Source organism: Cupriavidus sp. FW306-01-F10A (genome assembly GCF_058782785.1).
In genome coordinates, this window is sequence record NZ_JBYSYA010000024.1 from 78,668 (window position 1) to 94,253 (window position 15,586).

General features: G+C 68.9%; 18 protein-coding genes. 12 read left to right on the forward strand and 6 right to left on the reverse strand.

Features of this window, described 5'->3' with window-relative positions; all coding sequences use genetic code 11:
- The gene (locus AC3WLF_RS26045) at positions 1-735 is read right to left on the reverse strand and encodes a COG4648 family protein (RefSeq protein WP_492319593.1); all 735 of its coding nucleotides are present in this window, start codon (positions 733-735) and stop codon (positions 1-3) included.
- Between the two features lie 267 nt (positions 736-1,002).
- On the opposite strand from AC3WLF_RS26045, the gene AC3WLF_RS26050 reads away from it, so the two are divergent.
- Together AC3WLF_RS26050 and AC3WLF_RS26055 are read left to right on the forward strand one after the other, a co-directional pair.
- Positions 1,003-1,263: a phosphopantetheine-binding protein gene (locus AC3WLF_RS26050; protein ID WP_492352189.1), complete on the forward strand. Its 261-nt coding sequence runs from the start codon at positions 1,003-1,005 to the stop codon at positions 1,261-1,263.
- Between the two features lie 57 nt (positions 1,264-1,320).
- Positions 1,321-2,175: a glycosyltransferase family 2 protein gene (locus AC3WLF_RS26055; protein WP_492319594.1), complete on the forward strand. Its 855-nt coding sequence runs from the start codon at positions 1,321-1,323 to the stop codon at positions 2,173-2,175.
- Positions 2,176-2,247: 72 nt separating this feature from the next.
- Here AC3WLF_RS26055 and AC3WLF_RS26060 read toward each other — a convergent pair whose 3' ends face one another.
- Complete coding sequence (locus AC3WLF_RS26060) at positions 2,248-2,424, reverse strand: glycine zipper 2TM domain-containing protein (protein ID WP_010810161.1); 177 nt, start codon at positions 2,422-2,424, stop codon at positions 2,248-2,250.
- 143 nt (positions 2,425-2,567) lie between these two features.
- Positions 2,568-3,446 (reverse strand): NAD(P)-dependent oxidoreductase, encoded by an 879-nt coding sequence (locus AC3WLF_RS26065; RefSeq protein ID WP_492359019.1) that lies wholly within the window; start codon positions 3,444-3,446, stop codon positions 2,568-2,570.
- Between the two features lie 301 nt (positions 3,447-3,747).
- Here AC3WLF_RS26065 and AC3WLF_RS26070 point away from each other — a divergent pair, with 301 nt between their 5' ends.
- The 3 genes from AC3WLF_RS26070 (at position 3,748) to AC3WLF_RS26080 (ending at position 5,681) form a co-directional block, all read left to right on the forward strand.
- Positions 3,748-3,999, forward strand: a complete 252-nt coding sequence (locus AC3WLF_RS26070) for a helix-turn-helix domain-containing protein (RefSeq protein WP_492319596.1) — start codon at positions 3,748-3,750, stop codon at positions 3,997-3,999.
- A gap of 2 nt (positions 4,000-4,001) precedes the next feature.
- Positions 4,002-5,357, forward strand: a complete 1,356-nt coding sequence (locus AC3WLF_RS26075; RefSeq protein ID WP_492359020.1) for a type II toxin-antitoxin system HipA family toxin — start codon at positions 4,002-4,004, stop codon at positions 5,355-5,357.
- Between the two features lie 153 nt (positions 5,358-5,510).
- Positions 5,511-5,681 carry a hypothetical protein gene (locus AC3WLF_RS26080; protein ID WP_492359021.1) on the forward strand — a complete coding sequence of 57 codons (171 nt, stop codon included), beginning with the start codon at positions 5,511-5,513 and terminating at the stop codon, positions 5,679-5,681.
- 44 nt (positions 5,682-5,725) lie between these two features.
- Here the strand turns inward: AC3WLF_RS26080 and AC3WLF_RS26085 are convergent, their stop codons facing one another.
- On the reverse strand, positions 5,726-6,661 hold the full coding sequence (locus tag AC3WLF_RS26085) for a LysR family transcriptional regulator (protein ID WP_492319598.1): 936 nt from the start codon (positions 6,659-6,661) through the stop codon (positions 5,726-5,728).
- Between the two features lie 190 nt (positions 6,662-6,851).
- Between AC3WLF_RS26085 and AC3WLF_RS26090 the strand changes: the two genes are divergently transcribed.
- A complete protein-coding gene (locus AC3WLF_RS26090; protein ID WP_492359022.1) occupies positions 6,852-7,820 on the forward strand; it encodes a 3-hydroxyacyl-CoA dehydrogenase family protein in 969 nt (322 codons plus the stop codon).
- On the forward strand, positions 7,817-8,698 hold the full coding sequence (locus AC3WLF_RS26095) for a beta-keto acid cleavage family enzyme (RefSeq protein ID WP_492319600.1): 882 nt from the start codon (positions 7,817-7,819) through the stop codon (positions 8,696-8,698). The genes AC3WLF_RS26090 and AC3WLF_RS26095 overlap by 4 nt, the downstream gene beginning before the upstream one ends.
- Positions 8,699-8,720: 22 nt before the next feature.
- On the opposite strand, the gene AC3WLF_RS26100 is transcribed toward AC3WLF_RS26095, so the two are convergent.
- The gene (locus AC3WLF_RS26100) at positions 8,721-8,993 is read right to left on the reverse strand and encodes a hydroxyquinol 1,2-dioxygenase (RefSeq protein ID WP_492319601.1); all 273 of its coding nucleotides are present in this window, start codon (positions 8,991-8,993) and stop codon (positions 8,721-8,723) included.
- 272 nt (positions 8,994-9,265) lie between these two features.
- Between AC3WLF_RS26100 and AC3WLF_RS26105 the strand changes: the two genes are divergently transcribed.
- Positions 9,266-9,586, forward strand: a complete 321-nt coding sequence (locus tag AC3WLF_RS26105; protein ID WP_492319602.1) for an H-NS family nucleoid-associated regulatory protein — start codon at positions 9,266-9,268, stop codon at positions 9,584-9,586.
- 99 nt (positions 9,587-9,685) lie between these two features.
- On the opposite strand, the gene AC3WLF_RS26110 is transcribed toward AC3WLF_RS26105, so the two are convergent.
- Entirely contained in the window at positions 9,686-10,129 is a 444-nt protein-coding gene (locus tag AC3WLF_RS26110) for a hypothetical protein (protein WP_492319603.1), read from the reverse strand.
- A 193-nt stretch (positions 10,130-10,322) separates the two neighbouring features.
- Between AC3WLF_RS26110 and AC3WLF_RS26115 the strand changes: the two genes are divergently transcribed.
- The 4 genes from AC3WLF_RS26115 to AC3WLF_RS26130 all read left to right on the forward strand — a co-directional run bounded on the left by AC3WLF_RS26115 (position 10,323) and on the right by AC3WLF_RS26130 (position 15,459).
- The gene (locus AC3WLF_RS26115) at positions 10,323-11,012 is read left to right on the forward strand and encodes a heavy metal response regulator transcription factor (protein ID WP_035826418.1); all 690 of its coding nucleotides are present in this window, start codon (positions 10,323-10,325) and stop codon (positions 11,010-11,012) included.
- On the forward strand, positions 11,009-12,466 hold the full coding sequence (locus AC3WLF_RS26120) for a heavy metal sensor histidine kinase (RefSeq protein WP_492319604.1): 1,458 nt from the start codon (positions 11,009-11,011) through the stop codon (positions 12,464-12,466). The genes AC3WLF_RS26115 and AC3WLF_RS26120 overlap by 4 nt, the downstream gene beginning before the upstream one ends.
- A gap of 102 nt (positions 12,467-12,568) precedes the next feature.
- Entirely contained in the window at positions 12,569-12,979 is a 411-nt protein-coding gene (locus AC3WLF_RS26125; protein WP_013953282.1) for a VOC family protein, read from the forward strand.
- A gap of 104 nt (positions 12,980-13,083) precedes the next feature.
- Positions 13,084-15,459: a heavy metal translocating P-type ATPase gene (locus AC3WLF_RS26130; protein WP_492319605.1), complete on the forward strand. Its 2,376-nt coding sequence runs from the start codon at positions 13,084-13,086 to the stop codon at positions 15,457-15,459.
- The last annotated feature ends 127 nt before the right edge of the window (positions 15,460-15,586 follow it).

Sequence of the window (15,586 nt, forward strand, 5' to 3'; positions counted from 1 at the left end):
TCAGCGCGGCAAGCCGGGCCTGTCCGCACGGGCAGCCATGACTGCGCGATAGCCATGCACCGCGTCCAGCAGGCCGCCGTGGGCCATGCCCGGGAAGGCAACGCGGCGGCACACGGCTTCGCCCACGAACATCAGCGCGATCAGCAGCGGCGTGGCCAGGTTGGCGAAGCTGGACCAGGTCGCCACCGGCGCGAGCACGAACAGCAGCGTCGATACACCTGCCATCGCGGCAAAGAACAGCGTCCAGGCCTGGGTCACGCGCAGCGTGTAGCGCAGGTGCGCGGGGGGCAGCTGGCCATGGATTGCCGTCGCGATCTGCGTGCACAGTGGCGTGCGGCCGGGACGCAGGCTCAGCGCGAACATCACGCCCAGCGCGGCATTGATGCCGGCGTGCTGCAGGAAATAGGTCCAGCCGAAATGCGCGGCCAGCGGAATGCGCCAGATCCATATGGCGGCGCAGGCGGCCAGCAAGGCCGCCATTGCGGGCAGGCGCCCCCAGGTGCGGAGGCAGGCAAGGAAGCCGATCAGCACGAACGGCGCCGCCCCGAGCCACAGCGCGGCGACTTCGGCACCCGGCTGGTGTGCCGCATGGTGCAGGGCGGATTCGTAGGCGACAAAGGCGGCCACCGCGGCAATCCAGCCATGGCGCCGGCCTGCCGGCATGGCATCCTGCCGCACAGGCGTGGCCGGCGCGGCAGGCGTGGAGGGGCGGTCGAATTGCTGGCTCGATGGCATCTGCGAGGGTATATTGTGTGTAGCGTAAGCCGCTTGGCGCACAGCGTTGCCGGAAATGACGCCGCATGGTGCGCGAAGCGAACGCTTTATACCCCAAAAGACCGGCCCGACGTGGTGATGATTCCCAAAAGCGCCGCCTTTGTTGTTACTAAACTTCTCTCAACTGGCTGGGATTTACCCCTTTTGATAGCATCGGTTGCCCTGCCATGCGGCCTGGACAACCTTGTCCGGACCCATGCCGCAGCGGCATTCCAGCCACCTAGCGACATGACCGAACTCGAAACCGAACTTGCCCGCCTGATCATCGACGAACTCGACATTGCCGAGCTTCGGCTGGAGGACATCAACGCCGCCACGCCGCTCTATGGCGAAGGCTTCGGGCTGGATTCCATCGATATCCTCGAGATCGCACTGCTGGTGTCGCGCAAGTACGGGGTCGAACTGCGTTCGGACAACCCCGACAACAAGACCATCTTTGCCTCGCTGGGCAGCCTGGCCAACTACCTGGCGGAACACCGCACGCGTTAGTCCGGCACGCCGCACCCACCCTTTCGCCCTTTCCCAAAGCCAGGACCGGAGCACGACATGCCGCAGCAAGCCATGCCCGGGCCCGCACTGGTAGCCGGCGGCAGCGCCTGCCCCATGGGTGGCGCCGAGCCGTCCGCCACGCACCTGGTGCTGATCCCCAGCTATAACCCCGGCGTGCGCCTGCATGAGGTGCTGCGCGCGGCGCGCGCCGCCTGGACACCGGTCTGGGTGGTCGTGGACGGCAGCACCGATGGCAGCGACCAGTGGCTGCTGGCGCAGGCGGCCACCGATCCCGGGCTGCGCGTACTGGTGCTGCCGCACAACCAGGGCAAGGGCACCGCGGTGCTGCATGGCATCGACGCTGCCGCCGCGGCTGGCTTCACGCATGTGCTGGTGATGGATTCGGACGGGCAGCATCCCGCGCACCTGATTGCGCAGTTCATGGCGATATCGCAGCGCAACCCGGGCGCCATGGTGCTGGGCCGGCCCGTCTTCGACGCCAGCGCGCCGCGCGAGCGGGTCTACTGGCGGCGCATGTCCAACTTCTGGGCGGATGTCGAGACGCTGTGGGCGGGCATCGGGGATTCCCTGTACGGCTTTCGCGTCTACCCGATCGCGCCGCTGCGCGCCGTCATGCGCGAGAGCCGCTGGATGCGGCGCTTCGACTTCGACCCGGAAGTGGCGGTGCGCCTGTGCTGGCGCGGCGTGCGCCCCATCAATGCCGATGCCCCGGTGCGCTACTTCGGCCAGCGCGAGGGTGGGGTGTCGCACTTCCGCTATCTGCGCGACAACCTGCTGCTGACCGGCATGCACTTGCGGCTGCTGGCCGGCTTCGTGCTGCGGCTGCCTGTCCTGGTGTGGCAGCGGCTGCGGCGGGCGACCGGCGACGCGTCGTGCCGGCCGAAAGCCTGAACCCCGCAAAGCAAGCAGAAAGGCCGCGCGAAGCGGCCTTTCTGCTTGTTGGGCCCAGGGGCCAGGGTTTGCTTACTTGCCCAGTTCGTGACCAATCACGCCGCCCACCACGGCACCGCCGATGGTCCCGGCGGCACTGCCGTCAGTCAGCTCGTGTCCGGCCACGCCGCCGGCCACCGCGCCCGCCGCCGTACAGCCGGCCAGCGCCATGCTTGCGCTTACCAGAAGTGCACCTGCGAGTTTCCACATGATGGTCTCCTGCATCGTTGGCGGGCCAGTTGCAGGCAACCGGCCCCATGTGTCCAGCTTAGGCCCATGCCGGGCAGGGGCCTCTCCGAGACACGCCGATTGCGCTGTAGGAATCGGACGACGCAGGTGGCGCAGCGGTGGCGTCAGGCGTCGCCGGCGTGCTGGCGCAGGCGCTTGATCAGCGAAGAAGTGTCGGCGCGGCCGCAGCCCATCTGCTGGAGGTCGGCATAGAACTGGTCGACCAGCGCCGTCACCGGCAGGCCAGCACCGTTGTGGCGCGCCTCATCCAGGCACAGGCCCAGGTCCTTGCGCATCCAGTCCACCGCGAAGCCGAAGTCGAACTTGTTGTCGATCATGGTGGGGCCGCGGTTCTCGAGCTGCCATGAGCCGGCCGCGCCCTTGCTGATGACGTCCAGCACCAGGCGCATGTCCAGCCCGGCGCGCTCGCCAAAGGCGATGGCCTCGGACAGGCCCTGGATCAGCCCGGCGATGCTGATCTGGTTGACCATCTTGGCCAGTTGCCCGGCGCCGGATTCGCCGATGCGCGTGACGGCGCGTGCGTAGGCGGCAATGACCGGTTCGGCGCGCGCATAGGCGTCGGCATCGCCGCCACACATGATGGTCAGGATGCCTTTCTCCGCGCCGACTTCGCCGCCGGAGACCGGGCCGTCGACAAAGTGCAGGCCGTGCTCGCGCGCGGCGGCGTGGAGTTCGCGCGCCACGTTGGCGCTGGCGGTGGTGTGGTCCACGAAGATGCAGCCGCTGGGCGCGCTGAAGAAGGCGCCGTCTTGCCCGGTCAGCACCGCGCGCAGGTCGTCGTCATTGCCCACGCAGGAGCAGACCACCTGCGCATCGCGCACGGCCTGTGCCGGCGTGGGCGCCGCTTTGCCGCCGAACTTCCCGACCCAGGCCTGCGCCTTGGCGGCGGTGCGGTTGTACACGGTGACCTCGTGGCCTTTGGTGGCGAGGTGGCCGGCCATGTGGAAACCCATGACGCCCAGTCCGAGAAATGCGACACGCATGCTGCTGCTCCGTTGCTTGTATGTGTTTGGGATCGGTGAGGCGCGGGCCCGATTGCGTGTGCCACGCCAGGGTCCTGCGCCGGCGGGACGGCTGGGCCGCCTCTGGCCCCAGAGTATACGGGGGCGCCGGGACTGGGGACAGATACAGAGCCGGGCACGATGCTGCGTTACAGAATGCCGCTTCGGGCACATATAGTCATGACATGGTTAAAATAAAAATACCTATGAAATGGGTATTTGAAAAATACCCATGTTGTCGCTAAAATAGAAATACCTATCATATTGGTATTCCATCGGCGCGATGAAGCAAATCGTCTCCACTCCCTGGCAGCTTGGCCAGATCCTGCAGGCAGGGCGCAAGGCGGCCGGCCTGAACCAGACCGAGGCCGCCGCACGGCTGAATATCAGCCAGAGCCGGATGTCGCACATGGAACTGAATCCCGACACCATCAGCGTCGACCAGTTGCTGGCGCTGGTTGGCGCGCTCGGGCTGGAGTTGGTGGTTCAGGACCGGGCCACGGGAGCCGCCGAGGTGTCCGAGGTGGCGTGGTAATCATGGCCGCACGCAGGTCACGTACGCCGGCGCTGTCGGTCTGGGCCAACGGGCAGCGCGTGGGCACCTGGCGCCAGCCGACCGGTACCGGGACGGAACTGGAATACGGCGAGGACTGGATCCGCTCTGACGCCGGGCGGCCCCTGTCTCTGTCGCTCGGGTATGGCCTGGGCAACCGGCGCGTGCTGCGTGGCGATGCCGTGCGCAACTACTTCGACAACCTGTTGCCGGACAGCGAGGCCATCCGGCGCCGGTTGGCGCTGCGCTTCCAGACCGGCTCGGTAGAAGCCTTCGAGCTGCTCGCCGCCATCGGCCGCGATTGCGTGGGCGCGGTGCAGATCCTGGGCGAAGACGAAGCGCCTGCGGGAATCGACCGGATCGAAGGCGAACCGCTATCGGACGAGCAGATCGAGCGCTGGCTGGAGCATATCGTCGCCACCCCCGCGCTTGGGCGGCATGAGCACGACGACGACTTCCGCATCTCCATCGCCGGCGCGCAGGAGAAGACTGCGCTGCTGCGCCATGACGGCCAATGGCTGCGGCCGCATGGCGCCACCCCGACCACACATATTTTCAAGCTGCCATTGGGCCTGGTGGGCAACCGCAGGGCCGACCTGAGCACGTCGGTGGAAAACGAATGGCTGTGCCTGAAGATCCTTGCCGCCTATGGCTTGCCGGTGGCCGATTGCGAGATGCTCACGTTCGGCCGCCGCAAGGTGCTGAGCGTCACGCGTTTCGACCGCCAGCCCCATCCGTCGGGCAATTGGCTGCTGCGACTGCTGCAGGAAGATTTCTGCCAGGTGTTCGGCCTCAGCCCGCTGCAGAAATACGAGGCCGATGGCGGGCCCGGCATGATCGAGATTGCAACGGTGCTGCGCAACTCAGTGGCCCGGGCCGATGATCTGCAGACGCTGCTGGCGGCGCAGTTGCTGTTCTGGCTGCTGGCGGCACCGGACGGGCACGCCAAGAACTTCAGCATCCGCCTGCTGGCCGGCGGGCGCTACCGCATGACGCCGCTGTACGACGTGATGTCGATCTGGCCGGTGGTGGGCCAGGGCGCCAACCAGTTCTCCTGGCACAAGGCCAAGCTGGCCATGGCGGTCGCCGGCCGCAGCCGGCACTACGGCCTGCGCGATATCCAGCGCCGCCATTTCAATGCGATGGCACCGCGCTGTTTTCTGGGTGCCGATGCCGAGGCGCTGATCGGGCGCATCATCGCGCGGACCCCGGCGGTGATCGCCGAAGTCGGCGCAGCACTGCCCGCGGGTTTTCCGCAGAAGGTGGCGGACACGATCCTGGAGGGTCTGCGGGCATCGGTGCAGCGGCTGGCAGAGATGCCGGCGCAGGTGGAGGAGTGAGCCCCGGAGAGGCTTTGCCGCCGGAGCTGTCCGCCGCGCACAACACCACAAGGTCAGAACCCGCCTACGCCAGCTTCCGCCCTTGTCCTATCCCTTGCGCCTCGCGCGCTGCCTACATTGAAGCCAGGTTGCACCACCGCAAGGAGCCGACTCATGTCATTCGCACTATACATTCTCGGCCTGTTGGTCCTGGTTGCCGGCGTTGCCTGGGGCATGGAAACGGCTGGCCTCGCGCCCGTCTATATCGGTATTGCCTGCCTGATCGTGCTTGGCATCGGCATCATGGCGGCGGTCTCGCGAACCCGTACCAAGGATCCCTCCTGAGGGTTGCGGGCCTGGCGCCGTGCCGGGCCCGCCCTTCTACTAGTTCACCGGGCCGTCGTGTCCACCGTATCCTGGACGGGCGGACTCGCCAGCTGCGCGCGCACCGCCGCCGCCAGTTCGGCAGCCGCCGGCGACAGGCTGCGGTTGCGCGAGGTCACCAGCCCGATCGAGCGCTCGGTCACCGGCGCGGTCAGCAGGCGCTCGACAATGCCGGGCTGGCGCACCGTGCCGGCCGCGATCTCTGGCAGCGCGGCCACGCCGAAGCCGCATTCGACCATGGCCGCGATGGTGGCCAGGCGCTCGGCCTCGAACACCGGCTGGAAGCGGATGCGGTTCTGCAGGAAGGCCCATTCCGCGTACTGGCGCACGCTGCTTGGGTGCGTCATCGACACATGCGGCGCGCTGGCGGTATCGGCCCAGCGCAGCGGCCCGGGGCTGCGCGCGAGCGGGTGCGCCGACGGGATCAGCAGCACGAAGCGGTCCGACAGCAGCGGCTCATATTGCAGGTCAGCCTGTTGCGGGTCGGCCGCCGTCAGCGCGAAATCCACGTCGCCGGCGCGCACCAGGTCGAACGCCGGACCCGAGAGGGTATCGAACACCTTCAGCGCCACCTCCGGGCGCGCCTGGTGATAGGCCATCAGCACGCGCGGCAGCATGCGCGCCGCCAGCGAGGGCAGGGCCGCCACCGCCACCTGGCCGCGCTCGGCGCTGGCAATGCCGGTCACGGCGTCGATGGCGCCGCGGAACGCCGCCTGCAGCAGCGCGGCCTGCTGCATGAAGACCTGGCCGGCCGCGGTCAGGCGCACGTTGCGGGTGGTGCGGTCGAACAGGCGCACGCCGAGGGATTCCTCGATGCGCACGATCTGCGTGGACAGGGCGGATTGCGACACGTGCAACTGGCTGGCGGCCTGGCGGAAGTTGAGCGTGCGGCCAAGCACCAGCGTGGTTTCGATGTCGCGCATCGACAGGTTGATTTTCATCTGCGGCAGCGGGCCGGCGGCGTCCGCCGGCCGAATCACACGATTGATCTGATTTGTGGATCATTCTATCCATAGAATCGACTTCTTCAATCAAAGCAAGTTCTCTACACTGCCGGGATTCGATGCCCCGCCATCAGGAATTGACGCGATGGCGAGTGCACGTCACGTCGCATCCCCCCTGGGAGAGCCTATGCCGAACCCGACCGCCCCGGTCATCCTGAGCCGCCCCGGCGCCGCGCATGCGGTGGTGGTGGGAGGCGGCACCATGGGCGCCGATGTTGCCGTGGTGCTGACCCGCGCGCTGTGCCGCACCACCGTGGTCGAGCCAGATCCGGGTCGCGCCGGCGCGCTGCCCGGGCGCGTGCGCGGCAACCTGGCCGCGATCGGCCGTGAACAAGGCGCGGAGCGCCTGGCGGTGGCTGCGGCGCTGGATACGGTGGACTGGTCCACCGTGGACCTGGTGATCGAGTGCATCCCGGAACAGCTGGACCTGAAGCAGGCGCTCTTTGCCGAGCTGGTGCGGCGCGCGCGGCCCGATACGGTGCTGGCCAGCAACAGCTCCAGCTTCCCGATCAGCGCCATCGGCGCCGGACTCGACTCGCGTGCACGCATGCTCGGCCTGCACTTCTTCATGCCGGCGCACCTGGTGCCGCTGGTAGAAGTGGTGATGGGCGATGACAGCGACGAGGCCTGTGCCGATGCTCTGATCGCCTTCATGCGCCGCTGCGCGATGGTGCCGGTCAAGGTGCGCAAGGACCTGTCGGGCTTTCTTGCCAACCGGCTGCAGCATGCGCTGTCGCGCGAGGCCTTCAGCCTGATCGACCGCGGCATTGCCTCGCCCGAGGATGTCGATGCGGCGGTGCGCTTCGGCTTTGGCTTTCGCTTCCTGGCGGCCGGGCCGGTGCTGCAGCGTGACCACGCGGGCATCGACGTGCACGCGGCCGCCGGCGCCACCATGTACCCGACCTTCTGCAACGACGACCATCCGGCGCGCTGCCTGTCCGAGCGCGCCGCCGACGGCCGCCACGGCATGAAGCGCGGCGAAGGCTTCTACCAGTGGACCCCCGAAACCATTGCCGCCGAGCGCGCACGCTATGACAGCCTGCTGCGCGCCGGCCTGGCTCTGATCGCGCCTGAACTGCCCGAGATCGAGCCATGACCCAGAGCCCTTCCCAAGCCCCCGTAGCCGCGGCCCGCGTGCCGCTGGCCGATGCGCCGCTGATCGTCACCGTGGCGCCCAACGGCGCCTACAAGCGCGCCAGCGACCATCCGGCGGTGCCGTTGACCGCCGCGGCACTGGCCGCTGAAGCGCGCGCCTGCCTGGATGCCGGCGCGGCCATGATGCACATGCATGTGCGCGATGCCGAGGGCCGCCACTCGCTCGACGTGCAGGCCTACCGCGACGCGCTGGCCGCGGTGAAGCAGGCCGTGGGCGAAGCGTTGCTGGTGCAGGTGACGAGCGAGGCCGCGGGCGTCTACCAGGCCGCGGAGCAGATGGCGATGGTGCGTGAGCTGCGGCCCGAAGCCGTTTCAGTGGGCCTGCGCGAAGTCGCCGTGCCGGACATCCCGGACAGCGAACTGGCGGCGTTCTTCGCCTGGCTGGCGCGTGAGCGCGTGATGACGCAGGTGATCCTGTATGACGTGGCCGATGTGCGGCGCTGGCAGTCGATGCGCGAGCGCGGCATGGTGCCGCCGGGCGCATGGTCGGTGCTGTACGTGCTGGGACGCTATGCCGCCGGGCAGGTGTCGTCGCCGCACGACCTGCTGCCGTTCCTGCAGGCCGCGGGCGAGTCCGGCGACGCGTTGCCGTGGGCGATCTGCGCCTTCGGCCGCGAAGAGAATGCCTGCGTGACGGCGGCCGCCGCCTTTGGCGGCCATGTGCGGGTGGGATTCGAGAACAACCTGCTGCTGCGCGACGGCAGCCGCGCACCCGGCAACCATGCGCTGGTGGCGCAGGCGGTGCAAGGCGGCCTGACGCTGGGCCGGCCGATTGCCGACGCCGCCGATGCGCGCCGCATCTACGGCGAGGTGCGCTGAGGCGCTACCCGGCCGGCTACCGTCACGCGCCGTCGCTGAAGCTGTCGCGCGGGCCGTTGGGGTTGTGCGCGCCGTCGGTAAAGGTGCTGCGCGGGCCCGTTGCGGCGTTCGCACCGTCCGTGAACGCGCTGCGGTCGATGAGGCTGCGGGCGCCGTCGCTGAACGGGCTGCGGGTGCCGGTGGCGCTGTGCGCCCCGTCGCTGAACGGATCGACGTTGCGCGGTGCAGCCTGCGCAGTGCCGACCACGGCTGCAATAAGGGCGGTGGCCACAAAGACTTGCCTGAGTGCTTGCATGAGTCGCTTCTCCGTAAGGGTGCCGGCCCGAAATGGGCGGCGGTGAAGCAAGTCTAGGCAGCGCGTGCCCACACGAGCATGACCGGCACATGACATTGCTGTCACTCGGCAGCGGACGAGCGCGGCAAGCGCACGGCAATTGGCCGCGCGCCCACGACGGAAACGCAGCAGCGCCTGCAAAGGCTGTAGAATCACGGCTATCCGACCGGCCTGCGGTTCCATCGCCGGTTTTTCATTGCCCGCGGAAATGCAGCGGGCCTCTCACGAGAGTCATGTCCGAGTCTGATTCAGCCAAACTCGCTGCGGTGGCGTGGATCCGCGAGCAAATGGACCGTCATGCCCTGACGTTCGACGATCTTGTCGCCGCCGGGTGCTTTGATCATGTTGCCATCGACGCCGGGCCTGAGCCGGCGCCTGACGCCGCGCCAGCCGTGGCCCAGCTTGTCCCGCAGGCCGCGCCCAAGGCCGCCGCTGCGCGCCCGCTATACCGCAATGCGCTCGGCCAGAGCTGGGACGGGCAGGGCGAGTATCCGGACTGGCTGCAACGGGCCGTGAACGCCGGGCAGTCGATCGAATTCTTCCGCGTCGAATAAGACGCGCAGGCGCGACAATCCGCCGCGCCTTGCCGGCGCCAGGGGTATTCCGCAAAACAGAAGGGAAGCGATGCGGGCGCTGTGCCCGCTACGACGCGCTCAGCAGCGTGCGGGCAGCAGGCGTTCCAGCGGCTGGGTGCCGGTGAACACCGCCGGCGTGGCCATTGGCGCCGCGTGCGCCCAATGCACCAGCACCTCCGCAGGCAGTTCGCGCAGCACGCCGGACGCGGCCGATGGCTGCGTCTCCAGCGGCGTGGCGCCGTGGTCGGTCGCCTGCGGCGCATCGGCATCGTGCAGCTGCAGCGGATGGCCGCTGCCGGAAGGCTCGGCCATCACCTGGACCGCGCTGCCGCGGCAGGTGCCCGGGCCGGTGCCGTCCAGCGCCGCTTCCGCCTCCATTTTTGCGGCCGCATGCCGTTCCGGCAGCGACAGCCCGGCTGCCTGTACCGCGCTGCATACCGTGGCCGTTGCCGCCGCGGCACCGGAGGCGGGCAGCGCAAGCATGGCGAGGGACAGCAGCAGGCAATTCGGCAGGCGTTTCATCGGGGGGGGCAGAATGGGGCAAGGGTGGCGCAAACCGGCATCACGCCGGGGGGGATCGCGCATTTTACCGGGGTTTTCGCCTGCATTGCCCTGGCATGGCGATGACATTTGTGAAATCTTTGCCCATTGGCGCTCATCCTCGGCTAGCGTTACGCCATTGCGGCGCTGGTGCCGCCCGGAAAGTGATCGAATCATGCGTATCCTGATTGTCGAGGACGAACCCAAGGCGGGCGACTACCTGCACAAGGGCCTGACCGAATCCGGCTTCGTGGTGGACCTGGCGCGCGACGGCGCGGACGGCCTGGCCCATGCGCGCGAGCATCCCTATGACCTGATCGTGCTGGACGTGATGCTGCCCGGCCTGGATGGCTGGCAGGTGCTGCGCGAGCTGCGCCGCGAGCGCGATACCCCGGTGCTGTTCCTGACCGCGCGCGACGAGCTGTCCGACCGCCTCAAGGGGCTGGAGCTCGGCGCCGACGACTATATGGTCAAGCCCTTTGCCTTTGCCGAGCTGGTGCTGCGCATCCGCACCATCCTGCGGCGCGGCCCGCTGCGTGAGAGCGAGTTCATCGAAGTGGCCGACCTGCAGATCGACGCCATCCGCCGCCGCGTGGTGCGCGCCGGCCAGAAGATCGACCTGACCTCCAAGGAGTTCGCACTGCTCTACCTGCTGGCGCGCCGGCGCGGCGAGGTGCTGTCGCGCTCGCTGATCGCCTCGCAGGTGTGGGACGTCAATTTCGACAGCAATACCAATGTGGTCGATGTCTCGATCCGGCGCCTGCGCGCCAAGGTGGACGATCCCTTCCCGCGCAAGCTGATCCACACGCGGCGCGGCATGGGCTACGTGCTGGACGACAGCGAGGACCGGGACCAGGACGCATGATGCGGCTGCCGTCTTCGCTGACCACGCGGCTGGCGCTGGCGTACGGGCTGGCCACGGCCGTGATTCTCGCCAGTGTGGCGGCCTACCTGTCCGGGGCGCTGTCGGCGCAGCTGGAGGGGCGCGATGAAAGCGAGCTGGTCGGCGAGGTGCTGCTGGTGCGCCACCTGCTGCGCGAGGTGCGCAGCGAGGCCGAGATCCGCGCCGACACCCACCGCTTTGCCGATATTGCGATGGGCCACGAGGGGCTGATCCTGGTGGTGCGCTCACGCCAGGGCGAGCCGCTGGTCACGCTCAATCCGCGCAATGAATCGGTGCCGCCGCTGCGCGTGCTGCCCGCCACCACGCAGCCAGAGAAAAGCATGTTGCAGACCTGGTACCCCAAGAACGGCGTGCCCTCGCGCGGCATTGCGGCGTTGGGCCAGCTGGGGGATTCGGACAAGGCCGTGGAGATCGTGGTGCTGCGCGATGCCGGCCACCGCGTGGCGCTGATCCGCGACTACCGCCACCAGGTGCTGTGGGCCACGCTGTGCGGCGCTGCCGTGGCGGCGGGGCTGGGCTTCGTGCTGGCGCGGCGCGGGCTGCGGCCGCTGCGGCGCATGGCCGCCGATGCCGCCGCGGTCACCACCAGCCGCCTTGCCACGCGGCTTGACGTGGGCAGCGCGCCGGCCGAGCTGCGCGAGCTGGCGGCGGCCCTCAACGACATGCTGGCGCGGCTGCAGGACAGTTTCTCGCGGCTGTCCGAGTTCTCGGCGGACCTGGCGCATGATTTCCGCACGCCGATCAGCAACCTGATCGGCCAGACCCAGGTCACGCTGGCGCAGAGCCGCGGCGTGGCCGAGTATGAGGCGCTGCTCGAATCCAACCTGGAAGAGTACGAGCGCCTGGCGCGCATGATCGAGAACATGCTGTTCCTGGCGCGCGCCGACCATGCGCAGGTGGCGCTGGGCATCCGCACGCTGGACGCGCGCGAAGAACTGGACAAGATGGCCGAGTACTTCGAGGCCGTGGCCGCCGACCGCGAGGTCGCGCTGACGGTGACCGGTACGGCAATGGTGCAGGCCGACCAGACGCTGCTGCGCCGCGCGGTCACCAACCTGCTCGACAATGCGCTGCGCCATGCGCCGGCCGGCAGCACGGTGCGGCTCGACGTGGAGCGCGCCCCGGTCCCGGCCAGCGGCACCACCTGCATCCGCGTGACCAATGCCGGGCCGGCGATCCCGCCCGAGACCCTGCCGCATATCTTCGGGCGCTTCTACCGGGCCGATCCGTCGCGCCGCAACTCGGCGGCGTCGACCGGGCTGGGGCTGGCCATCGTCGACACCATCATGCGGCTGCATGGCGGCAGTGTGACGGTGCGCAGCGTTGAAGGCGAAACGATGTTCTCGCTGCAATTTCCCGCCGAGGCATTGGCCACTGCCGCGCCGCCCGCGCCGGCCCCCGCCGCGGTCTCCTGAATCCGGCCGGGCGCTTGCACCGGGCCGGCACGCGCGCATAATGGCGCGCGGGCGAACAGCCAATGCCATGCAGCCCGATCGACCATTCACAAGGAGAGCGATATGCAGGTGCAACCCTATCTGGATTTTGGCGGCCGTTTCGACGAGGCCGTGGCCTTCTACGGCAAGGTGCTGGGCGCGCAGGTCACGTTCGCGATGCGCTACAAGGATGCCCCGCCGAGCCCAGGCATGGAGGTTCCCGATGACTGGAAGGACAAGGTGATGCACGCCAATATCCAGTTCGGCGAGAACCAGGTGATGGCGTCCGACGGCCGGCGCGGCGAGCGCCCGGCGTTCAGCGGCTTCAGCCTGTCGGTGGGGGCGGTCAGCAAGGACGAGGGCCAGCGCATCTTCGACGGCCTGAGCGAAGGCGGCCAGGTGGTGGTGCCGTACCAGAAGACCTTCTGGGCCGAAGGCTTCGGCATGCTGGTGGACCGCTTCGGCATGTCCTGGATGGTCAACTGCGAGCACTGACGTGCCGCTGCGGCATGGTGCGCAGTCGCTGCCATGCCGCTTGACTCTGTAGTCGCTACAGGGTCTTCAATGTCATCAGGTTAAACCAGCGGGAACAACAAGATATGGCTCGCACGTCACCTGAGGACGCACTCCCTCAAGATCACGCTGCCCACGCGCATGATGGCGCCGCCCACCGGCATGGCGGGCATGATCACGACCATCACCACGACCACGATCATGACCATCATGGGCATGGCCATGCCGAGGCCCGGCAGGCACCGGCGGCTTCCGCCTGCTGCGGCGGCGGCTGCTCGTCCACGGTTGCGCTGACGCCCGCCGCACCGGTCGACATCCCCGCCGGCGCGCAGACCGCTGCGTGGCGCATCGACGCGATGGACTGCCCGACCGAGGAAACGCTGATCCGCAACAAGCTGGGCGGCATGGCCGGCGTGGCGGCGCTGGAGTTCAACCTGATCCAGCGGGTGCTGACGGTGCATCACACCTTGCCGTCGGCGGAGCCGGTGGCCAGGGCGATCGAGAGCCTGGGCATGCAGCCGGTGCCGCTGAGCACCGAGGCCGCGCAGCAAGTCTTGCCGCAAACCACGGCAAGCAAGCCCTGGTGGCCGCTGGCGCTGGCCGGCGTGGCCGCCTTGGGTGCCGAAGCTGCGGAGTGGCTGGGCCTGGGCTTGCCGTGGCTGCCCGCCGTGCTGGCGCTGGCGGCGGTGGCGCTGGGCGGGCTGACCACCTACCGCAAGGGCTGGATCGCGCTGCGCAATGGCAACCTGAACATCAATGCGCTGATGAGCATTGCCGTCACCGGCGCACTGCTGTTGCGCCAGTGGCCGGAAGCGGCCATGGTGATGGTGCTGTTCGCACTGGCCGAGCGCATCGAGGCGGCCTCGCTGGACCGGGCGCGCAATGCGATCCGCGGCTTGATGGCGATGGCGCCGGAACAGGCCACGGTGCAGCGCGCCGATGGCAGCTGGGAGACCGTGCCTGCCGCCGGCGTCGCCGTGGGCGCGCTGGTGCGGCTGCGGCCGGGCGAGCGCGTCGCGCTCGACGGCAAGGTCGTGCGCGGCCAGTCGGCGCTGGACCAGGCGCCCATCACCGGCGAAAGCGTGCCGGTCGACAAGGCCGAGGGCGATGCGCTGTTCGCCGGCTCGATCAACCAGTCCGGCGAGCTGGAGTACACCGTGACGGCGCCCGCTAGCGATTCCACGCTGGCCCGCATCATCCACGCGGTGGAGGCAGCGCAGGGCAGCCGAGCGCCCACGCAGCGCTTTGTCGACCAGTTCGCGCGCATCTACACGCCCACGGTGTTCGCGATTGCGCTGGCGGTCGCGGTGGTGCCGCCGCTGGCCATGGGCGGCGCCTGGGTCGACTGGATCTACAAGGCGCTGGTGCTGCTGGTGATCGCCTGCCCCTGCGCGCTGGTGATCTCCACGCCGGTGACCATCGTCAGCGGGCTGGCCGCGGCCGCGCGCCGCGGCATCCTGGTCAAGGGCGGGGTGTACCTGGAGCAGGGCCGGCACCTGGCCTGGGTGGCGCTGGACAAGACCGGCACGATCACGCACGGCAAGCCCGCGCAGACCAACCATGCGCTGCTGGCCGAGGACGCGCCGCAGGCGCACGCCATTGCCGCCAGCCTGGCGGCGCGCTCGGACCACCCGGTCTCGCGCGCGGTGGCCACGGCGGCCGCGGCCGACGGGATCGGCACGCTGCCGGTGGACGACTTCGAGGCGCTGGCGGGGCGCGGCACGCGCGGCAAGGTGCAGGGCGTGGCGTACTGCCTGGGCAACCACCGCCTGGTGCATGAGATGGGCGCCTGCTCGCCGGCGCTGGAGGCGCGGCTCGAAGCGCTGGAGCGCGAGGGCAAGACCGTGGTGCTGCTGGCGCGCGTCGACGGCCACGGCGCCGCCACGGCGCTGGCGCTGTTCGCGGTGGCGGATACCGTGCGCGACACCAGCCGGCAGGCGATTGCCGAGCTGCATGAACTGGGCGTCAGGACACTGATGCTGTCGGGCGACAATCCACACACGGCGCAAGCCATTGCGGCGCAGGTCGGCATCGATGAGGCGCGCGGCAACCAGTTGCCGCAGGACAAGGCCGACGGCATCGCGGCGCTTGCCGGCGCCGCCCACGCGCGCGGCGGCCGCATCGGCATGGTGGGCGACGGCATCAACGACGCACCGGCGCTGGCGCGTGCCGATATCGGCTTCGCCATGGGCGCAGCCGGCACCGACACCGCAATCGAGACCGCCGACGTGGCGCTGATGGACGATGACCTGCGCAAGATCCCGGCCTTTGTGCGCCTGTCGCGCCGCACCTCAAGCATCCTCACGCAGAACATCGCGCTGGCGCTCGGCATCAAGGCCGTGTTCCTGGTGCTGACGGTGCTGGGGATGGGGACGATGTGGATGGCGGTGTTCGCCGATATGGGAGCGAGCCTGCTGGTGGTGTTCAACGGGCTGCGGGTGGGGGCGGAGCGGCGGGCCTAGTTAGGCTACTGCGCCACGAAAACCTACTCTGTTTGCTCCCTCTCCCGCTTTGAACTGACCCCGTAAAGTTGGAGAGTCAAAGCTAGGTGGAACCGAACTGAGCCCTGTACTGTACGGGGCTCAGTCC

What these genes read in the sequence shown, in the direction of transcription:
- AC3WLF_RS26080 (WP_492359021.1), top strand. Translation starts at nt 5,511, where the DNA reads ATGTCATTCGCACTATACATTCTCGGCCTGTTGGTCCTGGTTGCCGGC.
- AC3WLF_RS26090 (WP_492359022.1), top strand. Translation starts at nt 6,852, where the DNA reads ATGCCGAACCCGACCGCCCCGGTCATCCTGAGCCGCCCCGGCGCCGCG.
- AC3WLF_RS26085 (WP_492319598.1), bottom strand. Translation starts at nt 6,661, where the DNA reads ATGAAAATCAACCTGTCGATGCGCGACATCGAAACCACGCTGGTGCTT.
- AC3WLF_RS26115 (WP_035826418.1), top strand. Translation starts at nt 10,323, where the DNA reads ATGCGTATCCTGATTGTCGAGGACGAACCCAAGGCGGGCGACTACCTG.
- AC3WLF_RS26065 (WP_492359019.1), bottom strand. Translation starts at nt 3,446, where the DNA reads ATGCGTGTCGCATTTCTCGGACTGGGCGTCATGGGTTTCCACATGGCC.
- AC3WLF_RS26070 (WP_492319596.1), top strand. Translation starts at nt 3,748, where the DNA reads ATGAAGCAAATCGTCTCCACTCCCTGGCAGCTTGGCCAGATCCTGCAG.
- AC3WLF_RS26075 (WP_492359020.1), top strand. Translation starts at nt 4,002, where the DNA reads ATGGCCGCACGCAGGTCACGTACGCCGGCGCTGTCGGTCTGGGCCAAC.
- AC3WLF_RS26100 (WP_492319601.1), bottom strand. Translation starts at nt 8,993, where the DNA reads ATGCAAGCACTCAGGCAAGTCTTTGTGGCCACCGCCCTTATTGCAGCC.
- AC3WLF_RS26130 (WP_492319605.1), top strand. Translation starts at nt 13,084, where the DNA reads ATGGCTCGCACGTCACCTGAGGACGCACTCCCTCAAGATCACGCTGCC.
- AC3WLF_RS26125 (WP_013953282.1), top strand. Translation starts at nt 12,569, where the DNA reads ATGCAGGTGCAACCCTATCTGGATTTTGGCGGCCGTTTCGACGAGGCC.
- AC3WLF_RS26110 (WP_492319603.1), bottom strand. Translation starts at nt 10,129, where the DNA reads ATGAAACGCCTGCCGAATTGCCTGCTGCTGTCCCTCGCCATGCTTGCG.
- AC3WLF_RS26105 (WP_492319602.1), top strand. Translation starts at nt 9,266, where the DNA reads ATGTCCGAGTCTGATTCAGCCAAACTCGCTGCGGTGGCGTGGATCCGC.
- AC3WLF_RS26120 (WP_492319604.1), top strand. Translation starts at nt 11,009, where the DNA reads ATGATGCGGCTGCCGTCTTCGCTGACCACGCGGCTGGCGCTGGCGTAC.
- AC3WLF_RS26045 (WP_492319593.1), bottom strand. Translation starts at nt 735, where the DNA reads ATGCCATCGAGCCAGCAATTCGACCGCCCCTCCACGCCTGCCGCGCCG.
- AC3WLF_RS26055 (WP_492319594.1), top strand. Translation starts at nt 1,321, where the DNA reads ATGCCGCAGCAAGCCATGCCCGGGCCCGCACTGGTAGCCGGCGGCAGC.
- AC3WLF_RS26095 (WP_492319600.1), top strand. Translation starts at nt 7,817, where the DNA reads ATGACCCAGAGCCCTTCCCAAGCCCCCGTAGCCGCGGCCCGCGTGCCG.
- AC3WLF_RS26060 (WP_010810161.1), bottom strand. Translation starts at nt 2,424, where the DNA reads ATGTGGAAACTCGCAGGTGCACTTCTGGTAAGCGCAAGCATGGCGCTG.
- AC3WLF_RS26050 (WP_492352189.1), top strand. Translation starts at nt 1,003, where the DNA reads ATGACCGAACTCGAAACCGAACTTGCCCGCCTGATCATCGACGAACTC.